At 65.0% G+C, this 16,083-nt stretch carries 18 protein-coding genes; 5 read left to right on the top strand and 13 right to left on the bottom strand.

All coding sequences use genetic code 11. From position 1 onward, the window contains the following. Positions 1–49 precede the first annotated feature (49 nt). The 6 genes from GK109_RS09285 to GK109_RS09310 form a co-directional block, all read right to left on the bottom strand. The gene (locus tag GK109_RS09285) at positions 50–727 is read right to left on the bottom strand and encodes a TIGR00730 family Rossman fold protein (RefSeq protein WP_157239964.1); all 678 of its coding nucleotides are present in this window, start codon (positions 725–727) and stop codon (positions 50–52) included. Next, on the bottom strand, positions 724–1,452 hold the full coding sequence (locus tag GK109_RS09290) for an ABC transporter ATP-binding protein (protein WP_157239966.1): 729 nt from the start codon (positions 1,450–1,452) through the stop codon (positions 724–726). Before GK109_RS09290 ends, GK109_RS09285 begins: the two co-directional genes overlap by 4 nt. After that, positions 1,449–2,555, bottom strand: coding sequence for an ABC transporter permease (locus tag GK109_RS09295; RefSeq protein WP_197432433.1), 1,107 nt, complete (start codon positions 2,553–2,555; stop codon positions 1,449–1,451). The genes GK109_RS09290 and GK109_RS09295 overlap by 4 nt, the downstream gene beginning before the upstream one ends. A 37-nt stretch (positions 2,556–2,592) precedes the next feature. Continuing rightward, on the bottom strand, positions 2,593–3,264 hold the full coding sequence (locus GK109_RS09300; protein ID WP_157239969.1) for an isoprenylcysteine carboxylmethyltransferase family protein: 672 nt from the start codon (positions 3,262–3,264) through the stop codon (positions 2,593–2,595). Continuing rightward, entirely contained in the window at positions 3,254–3,526 is a 273-nt protein-coding gene (locus GK109_RS09305) for a DUF2933 domain-containing protein (protein ID WP_157239971.1), read from the bottom strand. The genes GK109_RS09300 and GK109_RS09305 overlap by 11 nt, the downstream gene beginning before the upstream one ends. Before the next feature lie 111 nt (positions 3,527–3,637). Further along, a complete protein-coding gene (locus GK109_RS09310) occupies positions 3,638–4,078 on the bottom strand; it encodes a hypothetical protein (RefSeq protein ID WP_370460497.1) in 441 nt (146 codons plus the stop codon). Positions 4,079–4,467: 389 nt separating this feature from the next. On the opposite strand from GK109_RS09310, the gene GK109_RS09315 reads away from it, so the two are divergent. Beyond that, positions 4,468–5,349: a F510_1955 family glycosylhydrolase gene (locus tag GK109_RS09315; protein WP_157239974.1), complete on the top strand. Its 882-nt coding sequence runs from the start codon at positions 4,468–4,470 to the stop codon at positions 5,347–5,349. A 688-nt stretch (positions 5,350–6,037) separates the two neighbouring features. Here GK109_RS09315 and GK109_RS09320 read toward each other — a convergent pair. The 3 genes from GK109_RS09320 to GK109_RS09330 all read right to left on the bottom strand — a co-directional run bounded on the left by GK109_RS09320 (position 6,038) and on the right by GK109_RS09330 (position 8,466). After that, positions 6,038–6,493 carry a universal stress protein gene (locus tag GK109_RS09320; RefSeq protein WP_323057945.1) on the bottom strand — a complete coding sequence of 152 codons (456 nt, stop codon included), beginning with the start codon at positions 6,491–6,493 and terminating at the stop codon, positions 6,038–6,040. Positions 6,494–6,564: 71 nt separating this feature from the next. Continuing rightward, positions 6,565–7,893, bottom strand: coding sequence for an erythromycin esterase family protein (locus GK109_RS09325; protein ID WP_370460498.1), 1,329 nt, complete (start codon positions 7,891–7,893; stop codon positions 6,565–6,567). Positions 7,894–7,998: 105 nt separating this feature from the next. Then, positions 7,999–8,466, bottom strand: a complete 468-nt coding sequence (locus GK109_RS09330; protein ID WP_157239976.1) for a DUF4383 domain-containing protein — start codon at positions 8,464–8,466, stop codon at positions 7,999–8,001. Positions 8,467–8,795: 329 nt separating this feature from the next. Between GK109_RS09330 and GK109_RS09335 the strand changes: the two genes are divergently transcribed. Next, complete coding sequence (locus tag GK109_RS09335; protein WP_157239978.1) at positions 8,796–9,263, top strand: Hsp20/alpha crystallin family protein; 468 nt, start codon at positions 8,796–8,798, stop codon at positions 9,261–9,263. A 153-nt stretch (positions 9,264–9,416) separates the two neighbouring features. Then, on the top strand, positions 9,417–10,802 hold the full coding sequence (locus GK109_RS09340) for an MBL fold metallo-hydrolase RNA specificity domain-containing protein (RefSeq protein ID WP_157239980.1): 1,386 nt from the start codon (positions 9,417–9,419) through the stop codon (positions 10,800–10,802). Between the two features lie 38 nt (positions 10,803–10,840). Here GK109_RS09340 and GK109_RS09345 read toward each other — a convergent pair whose 3' ends face one another. Both GK109_RS09345 and GK109_RS09350 read right to left on the bottom strand, forming a co-directional pair. Continuing rightward, positions 10,841–11,359 carry a flavin reductase family protein gene (locus GK109_RS09345; RefSeq protein WP_157239982.1) on the bottom strand — a complete coding sequence of 173 codons (519 nt, stop codon included), beginning with the start codon at positions 11,357–11,359 and terminating at the stop codon, positions 10,841–10,843. Between the two features lie 136 nt (positions 11,360–11,495). After that, positions 11,496–13,013: an FAD-dependent monooxygenase gene (locus GK109_RS09350; RefSeq protein WP_157239984.1), complete on the bottom strand. Its 1,518-nt coding sequence runs from the start codon at positions 13,011–13,013 to the stop codon at positions 11,496–11,498. 236 nt (positions 13,014–13,249) lie between these two features. Here GK109_RS09350 and GK109_RS09355 point away from each other — a divergent pair, with 236 nt between their 5' ends. After that, entirely contained in the window at positions 13,250–13,729 is a 480-nt protein-coding gene (locus tag GK109_RS09355; protein ID WP_157239986.1) for a hypothetical protein, read from the top strand. Here GK109_RS09355 and GK109_RS09360 read toward each other — a convergent pair. Then, positions 13,726–14,016, bottom strand: coding sequence for a hypothetical protein (locus GK109_RS09360; protein ID WP_157239988.1), 291 nt, complete (start codon positions 14,014–14,016; stop codon positions 13,726–13,728). The two genes, GK109_RS09355 and GK109_RS09360, sit on opposite strands and share 4 nt — an antisense overlap. A 202-nt stretch (positions 14,017–14,218) precedes the next feature. Continuing rightward, on the bottom strand, positions 14,219–14,422 hold the full coding sequence (locus GK109_RS09365; protein WP_157239990.1) for a hypothetical protein: 204 nt from the start codon (positions 14,420–14,422) through the stop codon (positions 14,219–14,221). Between the two features lie 329 nt (positions 14,423–14,751). Between GK109_RS09365 and GK109_RS09370 the strand changes: the two genes are divergently transcribed. Beyond that, entirely contained in the window at positions 14,752–16,059 is a 1,308-nt protein-coding gene (locus GK109_RS09370; RefSeq protein ID WP_370460775.1) for a glycosyltransferase family 87 protein, read from the top strand. Positions 16,060–16,083 lie beyond the last annotated feature (24 nt).

Below are 16,083 nucleotides of genomic sequence, written 5' to 3' on the forward strand. Positions count from 1 at the left end.
CCCGGCGTCCGGGGCTGTTCGGCGGGCGGCACATTCATCGCGTCCCGGATCACCGGGCGAGCTGGCGCAGGTGGCAGTGCTGGATCAATTCCACGGCTTCGTCGATGTCGTCGGTGCACCGCAGCAGGCGGATGTCCTGGGCTGCAATGAATCCCTGGCTTTGGAGCTGCTCCCGGATCCAGTCGGTCAGTCCGGTCCAGTGCCTGGTCCCGATCAGGACGACGGGAAACTCGTGGATTTTGCCGGTCTGGACGAGGGTGAGGGCTTCAAAGAGTTCATCAAGTGTGCCGAACCCGCCGGGAAGGACAACAAAGGCCGAGGCGTAGCGGACGAACATGAGTTTTCGGGCGAAGAAGTACCGGAAAGTCATGGACACATCGACATAAGGGTTCAACGCCTGTTCCCTCGGAAGTTCGATACCCAGTCCGACCGAGGTGCCGCCGGCTTCCGTGGCGCCGCGGTTGGCAGCTTCCATCAGTCCCGGCCCGCCCCCGGTAATCACGGCGAACCCGGCCTTTGCGCACCGGGCGCCCAGGGTCCGGGCCACCGCGTAGCGGGGATCCTGGGGGCCGGGGCGTGCTGATCCGAAGACGGCGACTGCTTTGCCGAGCCGGTGTGAGAGGAGGCTGAATCCGGCGTCGATTTCGGTGCTGATCCGTTCCATCCGGGCCGGGTCATCGGCCGGGTCGGCGAGGACTGCGAGCAGTTCTTCATCGGTCATTTTCATGCCGGTGCCGCTTCCGGGTGCATGCTGCAGTAGCGGTTGTGTTCCCCGGCTTCTTCGGCGGTGAGCCGGCCGTCTTCAATGGTGAGGACACGTTTGGCCGCGGTCCGCAGCCGCTGGTCGTGGCTGACGATGATGACGGCCCGATTTTCCCGGCAGGCCGTCCCGCACAGGAGCAGGGTCACGTCCTGGCCTGTTTTCGCGTCCAGGTTGGCGGTGGGTTCGTCGGCGAGGATCAGCCGCGGGTCGTTCGCCAGGGACCGTGCGATGGCCACGCGTTGCTTCTCGCCGCCGGAGAGGTCCCGGGGCAGGTTCGGCAGCCGGTGTCCGAGCTGGAGTTGTTCCAGCGCGGCCCGGGCTTTTGTCCGCGCCGCTTTCCTGGCTGCTCCCGCCGTGATCAGTGGCAGCATGACGTTTTCCTCGGCAGTCAGGGCCGAGAGCAGGTTAAAGGTCTGGAAGACGAAACCGAATTCGCGCAGCCGCAGCCGGGACAGTTGAGCAGGTGAAAGGTTGGAGGTGTCCTGCCCGGCAATGAGGATCCGGCCGCCGGAAGGGGACATGAGCGTGCCGATCATGGACAGCAGGGTTGTTTTCCCGGATCCGGAGGGGCCCATGACGAGCACGATGTCCCCGGGGCCAACGCTCAGGGACACGTGCTCCACCGCGGTCACGGCGGTGTGCCCGGACCCGAAGGTCTTGGACACGTCCTGGACGTCGACAATTCTCATGCCCGGAACACCTCCGCCGGGTCGATCCGTGACAGCCGGCGCACCGGCAGCAGTGAAGCCACAACGGCCATCACCAGTGTGACCGCGAGGATCCAGGCGGCGTCCAGCCAGCGGATTTCCGTGATGAACTCCGGGACATAGAGTCCCGCGGCCCCGCTGACGGCCAAGGCAAGGCCTGCCCCGACGAGGTACCCGAGCACGGCGGCCGTGATGGCCTGTTCGATCACAACGGTGTAGAGCTGGCGGTTGCTTACCCCGATCGCTTTAAGGACACCGTATTCGCGCGCTTTTTCGATGGTTGAGGTGAAGATGGTCAGGCCGATCACGGTCATGCCCACGGCAATCCCGATTAAGAGCAGCACCAGGATGATGGGCAGGAAGGTGTCCCGGACGATGTTTGTGTTGTTCTCCACGAACCTGTCCTTGGTGATCGCGTCCACCGCGGGGTCCGCTTCGATCCGGGATGCGACCGCGCCGGCGTCGGTGCCGTCCTTGACGGTGACAAGGAAGAAGTTGGTGGCTCCGGGGAGCTGCAGGATCCTTTCGGCGTCTTCCTTGGTGGTGAACGCGAAGGAGAAGCTGAGGATGTATCCGCCCTCGGAGTAGCCGGCGACCTTCAGCGTCCTGCCTGCGACGGGGATGGTGTCCCCGATCCTGATGTCCTGGCTGCGCCCTACCACCCGGTCGATGATGATTTCGCCCTTATCGGGCACGGCTTTGCCCTCGACCACCCGGGCGGGTGCGCCGACATTATTCTCCGTGTCATCGGCAATGACGTAGAGGTTGATGTCCTTGCCGTTATGCGCGAACGCCACCCGGCGGCCGCTGAAGGGCTTGGCGCTGGCGACACCGTCAACCCCGCTCAGAAAATCCCTGACGGTCAGGGGCAGCACGGAGGGGGTGTGGAACATGTCCGTCGCGCCCGTCTGGGTGATCCAGTAATCGGCAGGGACGGTGCGGATGTACTCACCGATCTTGTTGCTCCAGCCCTGATACAGGCCCTGGATGCTCATGATCAGCAGCACGCTGAACGCGACCCCGCCCACGCTGATCAGCAGCCGGGTTTTCTCCTGGACGAGGTTCTTTACCGCCAGGAACAGCATGATGCCACCCTTCAGGCCGTCGTCGCCCGCATGGCTGTCACGGGCCTTCCTGCAACTTCTGCCCGGTCCCGGCACGGCCCCGACCGGACCGGGGGACGAAGCCGGGGACCTCCCGGCGGTACGCGGCATAGGCTTCGCCGAACTCGGCCTCCATCATCCGCTCCTCCTTCCGGGCCAGGCGAAGGTACACGATGACCAGGACCGGGAACATCAGCAGTGTCAGCAGCGTGGGCCACTGCAGCAGGAACCCGGCCATGATCGTCAAAAACCCCATGTACTGCGGATGCCGCACCTTTGCGTAGGGGCCCGACGTGGCCAGCCGGTGCTCGCGCTGCGCGGCGAACAGGACCTGCCAGGACAGGTAAAGCAACATGAAACCGGCTGCGATCAGCACATTGCTGAGGAGGTGCAGCGGGCTCAGGTGTGGGTCCCCCTGCCAGCCCGTGAGGTCCTGCCACAAATGACCCGTGTTATGGCTCAGCAGGTCCAGGCCCGGGACCCGGTTCCCCAGCCAGCCCGACAGCAGATAGATGGTCAGGGGAAAACCGTACATCTCGGTAAAGAGCGCCACGATGAAAGCAGAGAAACCGCCCAGGGCGCGCCAGTCCAGCTTCGTCCTGGGCCGGACAAAACTGAACGCGAAAATGATGAACACTGCCGAATTGAGGATAACCAGCCACCACAGGTCATACCCGTAGTCAGTGGGCATGCCCGGCACCCCCTCCGGAGTGCGGCCGGCCCGCACCACGGCCAGCGCCACCGTGACCGGCATGGCCGTGGCCGCCATGCATGAAGAGATGCATCGACATCATCAGCACCACCCACAGGTACGGCAACGCGTCCAGGACATGCAGCCAGTGGTTCGTGACCAGGTACACCGCGGTGGCCGCGATAAGGACCGTCAGCAGCCCCTGCGCCCAAGGCCCCGACGGCCTGGGTATGGGGAGCTGCGGCTCCGGGCTAGTGCTCATACCGGAAAGTATTGGCCGCACCACGGCACGGGGAAAGGGTCAAACGGCCCGAGGAAAACAGATGTTTCCCGGATACCCCACGAGCTGGCGCGCTCACACGAACCCGGACGTTCAGTGGCCGCCGGTATGCCCTCCGGAGTGATCCACGGTGGGCACCGGTCCGGGGGTTATGTCCGTCCCGGTGCCGCTGATCGCGGGACCTATGACAAACGCGGACAGGGAAAACATGGCGGCGAAAACCAGCAGTCCCAGCACCGGTGCGATCCAGCTGCCAAACCGCCGGTAAAGCCGGACCAGCAGGGGAACCGATGCCAGAAGCCCCAGCGCGCCGAAAAGTGCCGTGCCGCCGGACCCTGCCACCAGGGCAGTCCCGGCGAGCAGGCCGATGTGGTGCAGAACGTGCGGCAACAGGCCCATGATCAGGCCGACGGCGCCGACCACAGTGTGCCATAGCGCCTGGATCCTGCCCCGGATGCCCGGTCCGGCAGGAACCGCTCCGCCCCGCGCCCCCGCTCCCCGGTGCATGTGGTGGGAGGAATGGTCAGCGGTCACGGCTATCCTGCTCACCCCGGGCATCCCGGGAGCTGTGCCCGGACGGTGCAGAACCGTCCAAGCCCGCCGCGATCCTGAACACTTCACCGCCTATGACTTATGCCCTTCAGGAGGTGCCTGCCATTGTTGCCCCCAGTGTGATGCCGCCTAAAGTCCACCGCAAGGGCCGAAATCCCTACCCGCCCCGGCCGGCTGACCGGGGTGAAACGGAACCCGCCGCAGGCTCGTTGTACCGGACAGCGTCCCGCCATTGGGCCGATAGTCTTGAACATAAACGTTGTCCGCGAAGGAGGACCCATGACCGAGCCGGCCTGCGCCCCTGCGGTTGCCACGCTTCGCCGCGCAGGACTCCCCGCGGCCGTTCCGGCCCCGATGACCGGATCCTCGGCATGCGTGTTCTGACCACCGGCAGGTCCTCGGCCGCGTTCACCGCCGCTGCCCTCCTGCTTACCCTCTCCGCCTGCGTCCCAGGCGCTACACCCGGTAGTCCGGGCGCCGGCCCTGCCCCGGCAACCGCCACCTCCGGGCTGCCCAGCTCCCATGTCCACGGCCTGACCGTAAACCGCAAAACGGACCAGGTGCTGCTTGCCACCCATGAAGGCCTGTTTGACGTCACCAAACTACCGGGCACCAAAATTGGCGCCACCAACGATCTGATGGGCTTTACCGGCGCGGCTGACCAAGGTGTCTTCTACGCATCCGGACATCCCGGCCCCGGCTCCGATCTGCCCAACCCCATGGGCCTGATCAGGTCCGTCGATGGCGGCAAGACATGGGAACAGCTCTCCCGCCAGGGCGAATCTGATTTTCACGCCCTCGCCGCCACCGCGTCCGGCATCGTCGCCTACGACGGGACGCTTCAAACCAGCCCGGACGGAAAAACCTGGACCCCGGCAAGGGCGGGCTTCGTTCCGGCCGTCCTGGCAGGCACCCCGGAGAGCGACACCGTTCTGGCCACCACCCGCGAAGGGCTCCAGCGCTCCACCGACGGCGGGAAAACCTGGGAACTAAACGCCACAGCCCCCATTGTCCAGTTCGTCGCCTTCGCCGGCGCCACGGAGGTCATCGGCGTCGAACCCGGCGGGACCGTGCATTACTCCGCCGACGCCGGAAGAACCTGGACCCGCACCGGCCAAATCGAGGGTCAGGTCCAGGCAATGACAGCTGTAACCGGCGCTGAAGGCAAGCCACGGATCTGGGCCGCGACCGCCGAAAGGCTCGTCGTTTCCACCGACGGCGGAGCCAGCTTCCGGGCCGCCGATTCCTCCTGAGCCGCCAGGCTCTGCCGCTTCGTTGCCTTGAGGATGGCCAGCCGGCGCTGATGACCACGACTGCGCTACGGGGTTTGGGGTGAGGGTAAACGGCCGGGAACGGCTGCTCTGAGCAGGGGGCGTGGCCTGGCGCCGAATAAGGGGAAGCCCCATCAGCCAGGCTGAAGGGGCTTCGACTGTTTTGATTCCGTTATGACGAACATCATCTCCCGAACTTGCGGGAATCCCGGCGCTTCCTGCCTCGTCACCGGCAGACCACCATGGATCAGATCCACGGCGTGTTCCAAGGTTCCCCTGGTTGTTCGTTCCCGTCCTTCTTTCGAAGAACGTATAACTAGTTTCTCGCCTACTTTCCGGTACCGCAAGGGCAATTCCAGTGGATTCCGGGCGTTCCCGACGACACCTGCGCATCGCTCGAACGCAGGGATTCTGCTTGCAAGCGCCGCGCAAGTCCTTAAGCGCAGAACCTGCAGGTACCTTCGCGATCTCGCTAAGAGAAGGCCCGGACATTCTCATGTCCTGAACGACCCGGCGTCATCTGATGGTTACCTGCAGGCGATTTAAGTCTACGCCCGGACTGCGCCCTACAACAGGGCACGGTCCGCATCGCATCCCGCGGGAACTGCATCTTTGTGCCGGCTGGAAAGGGCATGTCCATTGGGACCAGTGAAGGGAAGCTCCGGGGAGGTCACGCCTTGGAGTGGACCACCAGAACAGGACATTGTGCGTGATTGACGACCTGCGTCGAAACCGAGCCCAGGTGCAACCCGGGAAAACCGCCATGACCCCGGGAACCGACGACGATAAGGTCCGCGTCCTTGGCGGCGTCGAGTATTGCCGAAGCGGGTGAGTTGGTATTGACGAGGTGTCCTGCGGCGGTCACGCCTCCGTCTGCAGCGGTCTTCAGCGCCTCACCCTGAAGCGTCCGCGCGGCTTGCTCTGGAGACTCTTCGGCGGCAATTTCGCCTGCCGCCGTTTCCAGGACAGCCGGATACCACGCCAACGGAGCCTTGTTCCAGGCTGTGACGAGGCGGAGCTGGCCGTGGCGCTGGCGGGCCTCATCCATGGCCCAGTCCAGTGCTGCCCGGGAATGCCCGGAACCGTCAAAACCAACAATAATCAAGAACGAACCGGTGCTGGTCACTTGTCTTTCCTTTCGATCGCCTCGCCGGGCCCTACCGCAATCAGGGTTACGCTTCTGTCTCGAGGCATCGCTTAGAAGCCTGTCGGTTCGGTTTCGAGCTCAGGTTCGCCGGGCAGGTGTTCATGGTGGAGCGGCCGCAGCGCTGTTGTTTGCGGGAACCACAGCAATGCGTCGTAGCGGTGGCCCATGGTCGTGGGGACGTAGTTGCCTTTTTCGCGGTCGGGGTTGTAGACAACCCCGATGGCGCGGTGGCCGCGCCAGGAGGAGAGCCAGTGGCCCGCCCGGTCCGGTCCGAACACGAGAGTGGACGGGCTTTCGAGTGCCGCGTGGAGGAGGTCTTCGTGGCTTCCGGGTACGGCTGCCGGGACGTTCATGACCTCTTCCGGGAGACCCCAGGCCGGCGCGGCAGTGACGGATCCCCCATAGGACGCGAAGCCGACGAGGACTACTGATCCGTGATGGCGCAGGCGCATGAGTTGGCCGATGTTGACCATGCCGTCCAGCGCCATATCCGTTGCCCTGGCGTCGCCTATATGCGTGTTGTGCGCCCAGACCAGTCCCTTGGAGCCGGGGCCGTGGTGGCGTGCCAGCCGGTCTATGGTGTCGCTCATGTGGTGGTCCCGGATGTTCCAGGATTGCCGGTCACCGCGGATCATGGTCCGGTAGTAGCGTTCGGCGTTTGCCGCCACGATGGCGTTCTGCACTGCGTCAAAAGCTGCAGCATCGTCCTCCACCCGGCCGAAGGTCTGCCGGTGCACCTCGGCCAGAAGCATCACCACGTCCGCCTCGCAGGATCGTGGTACCAGGCGGGTGTCCGAGGCATACCGCTGGGGGTCTTCCCGGAACGGTACAAAGCACTGCCAGGCCTTCATTGCTGCCGGCATGGCCTCGGGTGCGTTGGCGTTGAGCCAGCCGAAGATTTCCCTCAGGGAATCCCACAGGGAATAGACATCCAGTCCGTAGAAGCCGGTGCGCTGTTCTTCCGGTCGGGCCAGATTCCATTCGCGCAGCCAGGTGAGGAACTCTGCCACTTCCTGGTTGGCCCACATCCAGGTGGGCCACCGCTCGAAGCCGGCCAATAGTTGCCGGGCATCGAGGTTCTGGTCGGTTTGGCCGCGGACCCAGCGGTTGATGCGCCAACAGTCCGGCCAGTCGCCCTCCACCCCAATCCAGCTGAATTGGTGTTCCTCGATGAGACGACGGCTGAGGGCTGCCCGCCACTGGTAATACTCCTGCGTGCCGTGTGAAGCCTCGCCCAGGCAGACGAAGCGTGCCCGGGCACATAAATCCACCAGGCCGTCCAGGTGTCGGGAAGCCGTTTGCAGCGGCCGGGCCAGGGCCCGGATCTCGTCCAGTTCCGGCCCGTGGGGATGGTGCCGGTCCCCGGTCCCGCGGTTCACAACATCATCCCTCGCACGTCATTGGACTGTTTCCCTGGCAAGCCGGCTGCTTCCCGGGTGCATCGGGATCCGCAGGACAGACGGGCGGATCAGCTGCCGGGCGGATCAGCGCGCTTTCGCTTGGCCGGTACCGCGGCCAAGCAAGATCCCCACGGCGAGCATGACGACTCCCAGAACGACGTGGAGCCAGTTATCTGCCGTGTTCACTGGGATGAAGTTGGCAGACGACGCCTGGTCAATCAGCAGCCCGTAGAGCCAGATCACCAGATAGAGGGCGCCCGCACCGATGAGGTAGTACTTCGACTGGAGTGCGGACCTGCCCATGAGCAGGCCGGCGGCTCCGAAGAGCAGGTGAACAATGTTGTGCAGGATGGACACCTGGAAAATGCCGAGGAGCATCGCGCCGGACTCAGTGCCGGCAAAGGTCATTTCCGCATAGTTCGTGGTGACCCCGGGGATGAAACCGAGGACGCCCACCAGAGCGAAAACTGCTCCAGCGCCCAGGGCTGTGATTTCGAGGGGCGTGCGGTGGTGGCGTGCGCCGATTCCCGGATGTGCTGATGATGCCGACATGGCTTTCTTCCTTGTTTGAAGGGGTGGAATCTTTGGTGCTCGAGTGCGGCCGCCAGCGGGGAGTGGTGCAGCGCCACGCTGGTTATGCTTCCAGCTTCAAGCTACGGTTGCCTGGCTTTCAGAGGCTTAAGTCCTTAGGTCAGTGAAGGTTAGGGATGAAGTGCGAAATCCGCTATTTTCCGGGCTCCGGGCATGAACGCAGACCGTGTGCGAAGGCTCCCGGGAGGAGGGTCTTTTGTCCCTATCTGGACCACATCCGCAGGTGTTAACTGGATTGACACCGGCCCCTCACGCGGCCCTTTGCCTGCATGGAATCTGGAGAACCCGTCATGTCTGATCTGCTCAAATGGTCCCCTTTTGCATCGACCCGGTGGACCTCCCCCTTCAACACCGTATTGCGATCCCCGGCCGAGCTGCTGGACTCCGTAGAGCGCATGTTCGACTCGGCAACAGGCCCCGCCCCCATCCGGGTCGAAGAGTTCGTCGACGGTAAAACGCTTGTGGTGCGTGCTGAGATGCCCGGCGTCGATCCGGACAAAGACGTCGAAGTGACCATGGACGACGGGTTCCTGCGGATTCGCGCCGAGCGCCAGGAAAAAGAAGAGCACAAGGACAAAGGACGCTACCGGTCGGAGTTCCGCTACGGGTCATTCAGCCGGAACATCCCGCTCCCTGAAGGGGTTAAGGAAGAAGACATCAAGGCCACCTACGTCAACGGGGTCCTGGAAGTCCGTGCCCCGCTGCCCGAGCAGGGCCTGCCCGCGGCGCCGAAGAAGCTCCCCATCACCCGCGGGTAACCTGGCAGCGCCCCACAACCACACCGGCACCACCGTTGTGCCCCGCAAAATCACCGCCGAGCTTTGCGGGGTCGTCGGCCAGCCGCTTCCCAGGATTCCCACGGCTGACACCAGGAAGCCTCTGAGCTGAGTGAGGTGTCCGAAGGAGCTGCTATGAGAGAACAGCATCCCCCGACGCTGCGGTTTCTCGGCGCAGCCGACACAGTGACAGGTTCCAGATACCTGATCCGGTCGCAAGGCCACCGGGTCCTTGTAGAGTGCGGCCTGTTCCAGGGCTATAAACACCTTCGCGACCGTAACCGCGTACCTTTCCAGGTCAGTCCCGCGAACATCGATGCCGTTGTCCTCACCCATGCCCATCTGGATCACAGCGGATACATCCCTGCACTGGTGCGCGACGGATTCCACGGCCCCGTCTATGCCACACCGGGCACGGCCGAACTGTGCAAGCTGCTGCTTCCCGACAGCGGATACCTCCAGGAAGAGGAAGCCCGCTACGCAGACCACAGGGCATCATCAACCCATCACCCTCCCGTGCCCCTCTACACAGCCCAGGACGCCGTCCGATCGCTCGACAGTTTCAAAACCCGGGACTTCGACTCTCCGTTCCCCCTGCCCGGGGGCATTGAAGCAACGTTCCTTCCTGCCGGCCACATCCTCGGCGCGGCCCAGGTGCACCTCCAACTTGCCGGCCGGACTATCCACTTCACCGGAGACCTGGGGCGGGCCGATGACCCCCTGATGTACGCGCCGAGAGCGCTGGGGCGCGTCAATGTACTGGTCACCGAATCCACCTACGGCAACCGGACACACCCGCAGGGCAACCCGGAAACTGAACTCGGCGACATCATCACCCGGGTGGCCAAGCGAAACGGCGTCATCATGATTGCCGCGTTCGCCGTCGGCCGGGCCGAAACGGTCCTGCTGCACCTGTCGCGGCTCCTCGCCAAACATGCGATCCCCTCCATCCCCGTCTACCTCAACAGCCCAATGGCAATCGACGCATCCGGCATGTATCAGCGCCATCGCGAAGAACACAGGCTCAAGCAGGACGAATTCGAAGCCATGTACAAAGTGGCCACCCCCGTCCGCAGCCCCGACGAGTCAAAACTGCTCAACCTGCGCGGCGGACCCATGATCATCATCTCCGCCAGCGGCATGCTCACCGGCGGCAGGATCCTGCACCACCTCACGGCCTACGGGCCGGACCGGCGCAACGCCATTATCCTCAGCGGATACCAGGCCGGTGGAACACGGGGCGCATCACTCGCCGCAGGCGAAAAATGCCTACGGATCTACGGACAGGACGTCAGGATCGAAGCAGAAGTCATCCAGATGGAAGGACTGTCCGCCCACGCCGACTCCAGCGAACTGATCCAATGGATGAGGACCGCCCATCAGGCCCCGTCGATGACCTACGTCACGCATGGAGAGCCGGACGCCTCCGACGCCCTCCGGGCCCGCATCAAACGCCAACTGGGATGGAAAGCCCGCATTCCCGAGCACCTGGAAGCCATCTCACTCGAAAACCCGCGCTGAAGAAAACGCGGTCAAGGGGCTGCCGGGACCTGGCCCCGTCATGCCACCTTCTCCTGCCGATTGGCACGGGGTTCCACTCCTTCAAAGTAGCCGCCCTTGAAGAAGAGGAGCGGCTCGGCGCCCTCCCGCGCCCCCAGTGCGCGGACAGCACCCACCACAATGGTGTGGTCGCCGCCGTCGTACTCCTCATGCAGTTCGCAGTCCACCCAGGCGAGCGCCTGGTCCAGTACGGGATTGCCCAGGGGTGACGCAGAGTAGTTGACGCCGGCGTATTTGTCGGTGCCGGAGCGGGCGAACCGGGCTGCCAGGTGCTGGTGTTCCGCGGGCAGGATGTTCACGGTGAACCGGCCCGCGTCGCGCAGCCGCGGCCAGGTGCTGGAGCTTCGTGCAGGGCTGAAGGTGACCAGGGCGGGGTCCAGGGAGAGCGACGAAAACGACTGGCAGGTGAAGCCAACGGGGCCGTTGTCCGTGGCGGCGGTGATGACGGTCAGTCCGGAGGCGAAATGGCCCAGGACGTGGCGCAGGCGCTGCGGCGTGAGGTCAAAGTGTTCCGTCATTGTTCTTTCTTTCCTTTCGAGGCCGGTGGTTCAAACCAACCACCCGTAAGCGTGCTGTTCAATCGGGGGTGAAACGCACTGACTCCCTGGGCAATACGGGGTCACGGCCCGAAGCGTGGAGTAATGAAAGGGGGGGTCAAAGGCTTGGCACCGAAGCCGGCGGCGTAGCGGGTCCGAACCATCTGGCCAGCGCCTCCCTGAGGCCGGCGTCGCTTCCGCCACCCACCCAGGCCACATGCCCGTCCGGCCGGACGAGGACTGCGGCAGGCGCCGGGACCTCCCCGAGCGCGGGCAGCTCCCATGCCCCGCCGTATTCGGCGTCCACCAGCTTCACCCGTGGCGGCCGCGGAAGATTGTCGAAGGCGCCCGGCACCCCGAAGTTCAGGAGCACGGGCCGGGCGTCATGCAGCAGCGAATAGACCGTGCGGGGTCCTTCCCGGGCGGCGAGCTCGACGTCGGGCATCCGCCGCCCGAGCAGCGGGTGTCCCTTGCCGACGTCGTAGTGAACGTCCAGGCCGGACTGCATTGCCGCGAAATGCCGGCGCGGTTCCTCCATCCCCAGGAGTTCGGCAACAACTTCCCCTGCCGCCTCGATCCGCGGGTCCGGGCGGCGCAGTGCACTCTGCGCCATGGTGTTGCGCAGCACGCGGGCAGCCACCGGGTGGCGCTCGGCATGGTAGGTATCCAGGAGCCCGTCCGGGGCTGTTCCATGGACCACCTGCCCCAGCTTCCAGCCCAGGTTCACCGCGTCCTGCACCCCGATGTTCAGGCCCTGTCCGCCGTCCGGGGCATGCACGTGCGCCGCGTCGCCCGCGAGGAGGATCCGCCCCGAACGGTAGGCAGCGGCCTGGCGCGTCATGTCCGTGAACCGGGAAATCCAGGTGGGGCTGTGGGCCCCGTAGTCCGTGCCGCAGGCGGCAATCAGGGCCGCGCTGAGATCAGCCAGCGTGGGTTCCGTTGCGGGACCCACGTGTTCCTCGGCCACCATCACCCCCACCGGCCCGCTGTCCGGGTAAACCACCTTGCCGTCCACGATCTTGTACTCCCGCCGGCCAAAGGAGTGGATGCCAAAAGCGTTCCGGTGCACGCCGAACTCCGGCTGGCCTGTCATCTCCACCTCGGCAATCAGCGCACTGGTGGTGGGCTCCCAGCCGGGGAACCCGATGCCCGCAGCCTTACGGACGAGGCTCCTGCCGCCGTCGCACCCCACCACGTAGTCCCCCCGCAGCTTCCTGCCGTCCTTGAGGTGGAGGCCGACGCCGGTGCCATCCTGCGCCAGGCCGGTCACCTCGCATCCGCGGTAGAACGTTACGGCCAGCTCCGCCACCCAGCCGGCCAGGATGCGTTCGATGTGGTTCTGCCACAGGCCCAGCCCGTAGGGATGGCGGGTGGGAAAGTCGCTGATGTCCAGGCGGGTGCCGGCGAAGCCCGCCACCTGGGCCACCTGGCCCTCGGCGAGGAACCTCCCCGCGATGCCTCGCTGGTCCAGGACTTCAAGGGTCCGCGCATGAAGCCCGCCCGCCCGCGCTCCGGCGAGGTCCTGGTTGGGGCGCCGCTCCACAACGGCCACATCAACCTCCGCCAGCGCCAACTCCCCTGCCAGCATCAGCCCCGTCGGGCCGCCGCCCACAATCACTACCGCATGCCCTGTCATTCCGCTTGCTCCAGTTCTCCTGGTTTCCGGCCCTGCGATTATCCGGCCGCGCCCGGGCCTTGCCGCAAGCCCCACCTGCGGGGATACAGTGGAAATGGAAGGTGTGCACAGGCCTCCGCGCGGGCCGGCCGCCCGTTGCGTCCAAATCGGTCCCGGGAGCACCCGTTCAGGGGACCCATATGGGTCTAGTGTTGGGCGGGTCGGCATTTGCCGCGAATAGCCCTCAGGGAGGGTGCATGAACTCCAGACAGTCCAGCTCCGAGCAATTTATGCAGTACTTGGAAAGCGTTGGGGGCTCGGAGGCGGACGTCGCCGGAGCGTCGTACGTGGTCAGCGACGGGGACACCGTGGAGAACGTGGTTTCAGCGCTGCGGATGGAACAACAGCAGCATGGCAGCACCGCCAAGGACCCGTCCGTCCTCCATGCCTTGGCGCAGGTGATGGTCAGCAGGCGCGATGAGCGGGATCCAGGCCACCATGCCGGAGCCTCCCAGCCCGGGGAGTACCAGCTGGACATCCATCTCAGCGCTGGAAACAACACCCGCGAAAGCATCCCGGAAACGGACATCGAAGCCGCCAAGGCCTGGGCACGCAAACGGATCGAAGCCCAAGGCGCCGAGTTTGGGGCCATCTACTTTCCGGCGGGCGGAAGCGGCGCATCAGGCACGGGAGCCTTGGTGTCCAGTTACGACCGTTCCGTGGGCTGGTACCGCTAGCCGGATTCCCCGCGCTGATGTCCGCCAGCAGCCAAGAGGGCATCCAGCTGGGCGGACTGGTGTGCCTGGAAGGCCTTGTCGGCGCTCACGTTCGTGCTGGCCAGCAGCGGTATGTCCAGGCTGGCGTTGCAGCCCCGGCAGCGGATCTCGTCCGTCCACACCCAGCTGTAAGCCGCATGCAATTCCCGCACCCTCTGCATCGCTGAGGTGATTGCTTCCGTCTTGGCCGCAAAGTGCGCTGCGTCCTCATTGCTGAGGCTTGTACCAATCTCGATGTCGATGCTCATCGTGCCTCTTCTCCGTTGTCCCGGATGGTGCTGTCGACAGTAACGGGCGATGCGCCGGGACGGAACGATTGGAAGGTCACGGTTGGCTAACCTTCTGATGCACGGCCGCGCATCAGGAACCGAAGAGAGCAGGAAGGGCCCGGAAACGGCTCCGCAGCACCGGGCACAGCTAAAGCGCCGGTAACGCGGACCGGCCGCCCGGCTACCAGGCCTGGTGTTCGCGGGTGAGGCCGAAGGGGACTGCCTCGCTGAGGGCAACAGTGAACTTGTCGACGCCGAGGCGTGTGACCAGGATGCCGTGGCGCTTGCCGGCGAGTGCCTGGGCCTTGGCGGCCGTCACGGCGGCGTCGAGCTCAGCGTCCATGCTGTGGCGGTCGGCGACGGTCAGGGTGAGGGGGAAGTTCATGGGTCTAGCCTTTGTAGGTCGAGGGACGGGGGGTGAACAGGCACCTGCGCTCCCCAAGGCTGCAGACGAAGCGGGCATCGGTGTGCCCCGCCCAATGTTTCCCGAACGTTAAACTGCCAGCAACTTTAGATAAAAGCCGCAGGTCAGAGAGGGATATGGCTTTCCGTGGACTTGCAACAGTCATCGGGCTCCAAGCGGTTGAATTAGAGTTGGACAGGAGTGGGCGCTGTTTTCGGACGGTTCCCATGCCCCTGAACAACCGCCAGGCGGCAGAACCAAGCAACCAGCGCAGCACCATACGCGTGCCACAAACTGACAAGGATCCCGCCATTTCCACGGACGCTTTCTTCGGCAGACTCACCCGGATCCGCAATGTCATCCTTCCCGCACCCGCCCGGGCGCGGCTGAACACCGGGCGCGGACTGCTGGGCGGATTCATCGTTGTGCACATGGTCTTCCTGGTCTTCGCCGCCTCGGTGTCCCTGCGCGGCGAAGCCTTCAGCGACACCTTCATCTACCGCGACTGGGCCATGGCAGGCTTCAACGACGCCAACCTGACCGGCGGCCCCAGCCCCTGGGTCTACCCCATCCTGGCGCTGATCCCCATGGCCGTCGCGGGCGTCGCCGGCCCCGGACCGTTCTTTTTCCTGTGGGTGCTGATGACCACGCTGCTCAACGGCTGGGCCCTGCTGAAGCTCACCAACCGCGGCCGCGACCGCAACGCGATCCCCGCCGCCTGGTGGTGGCTGGTCTTCACGTTGCTGATGGGCTGGCTCGGCTTCGCCCGCGTGGACGGGCTCACCGCCCCGCTGGTCCTGGTCGCCCTCGCTTACGGCGTGGGCCGGCCGTTCATCGCCTCCGTCCTGCTGGCCATCGGCACCTGGGTGAAGGTCTGGCCGGCAGCGGTCATGCTGGCCCTGTTCGCGGTCGTGCGGAACCGCATCCTGGTGGTCCTGGCAGGAATCACGACGACGGCGGGGGTCGTCGCGCTGGCCGCTGCGGTGGGCAGCGTCCCCAAGCTTTTGAACTTCCTCACCCAGCAGGGTGACCGCGGCATGCAGCTGGAGGCCACCTTCACCACGCCCTGGCTCTGGCTGTCCGTCCTGAACGTGGGCGGTTCCCGGATGTACATGAACACGGACATCAACTCCATGCAGGTGGACGGCCCCGGCACGGCGCTGATGTCAGTGCTGATGCAGCCCCTCCTGGTCCTGGCGGCACTGCTGGTGGCGGCCCTGACGTTCTGGGCGCTCCATAACGGAAAAGTCAGCGGCGGCGTGGACCGCACTGAACTGCTCCTGGCCGGCGCCCTTACGCTGGCCACCGCGTTCGTTGTCTTCAACAAGGTGGGCTCCCCGCAGTTCATGGTGTGGCTCGCCCCCGCCGTCGCCGTCGGTTTGGCCCACAGCTGGCGGGAATGGCGCGTCCCTGCCACCATGCTGATCTTTATCGCCGTGGCCACGTACTTCATCTACCCGCTCTTCTACGACGCCCTGAGCCACAACAACCCCTGGATGGCGCTGGTGCTGACCATCCGCAACGTCCTCCTCGTGGTCCTGTTCCTGTGGAGCGTCCGCCGCCTCTACCTGCTGGGTAAGAAGACGCCCGCAGCGGCTCCCGCGCTGAAGGAGTCCTGACATTTCCGCGAAGTTCTTTGACCG

The organism is Pseudarthrobacter sp. GA104 (assembly GCF_009741265.1).
Lineage (GTDB): Bacteria > Actinomycetota > Actinomycetes > Actinomycetales > Micrococcaceae > Arthrobacter.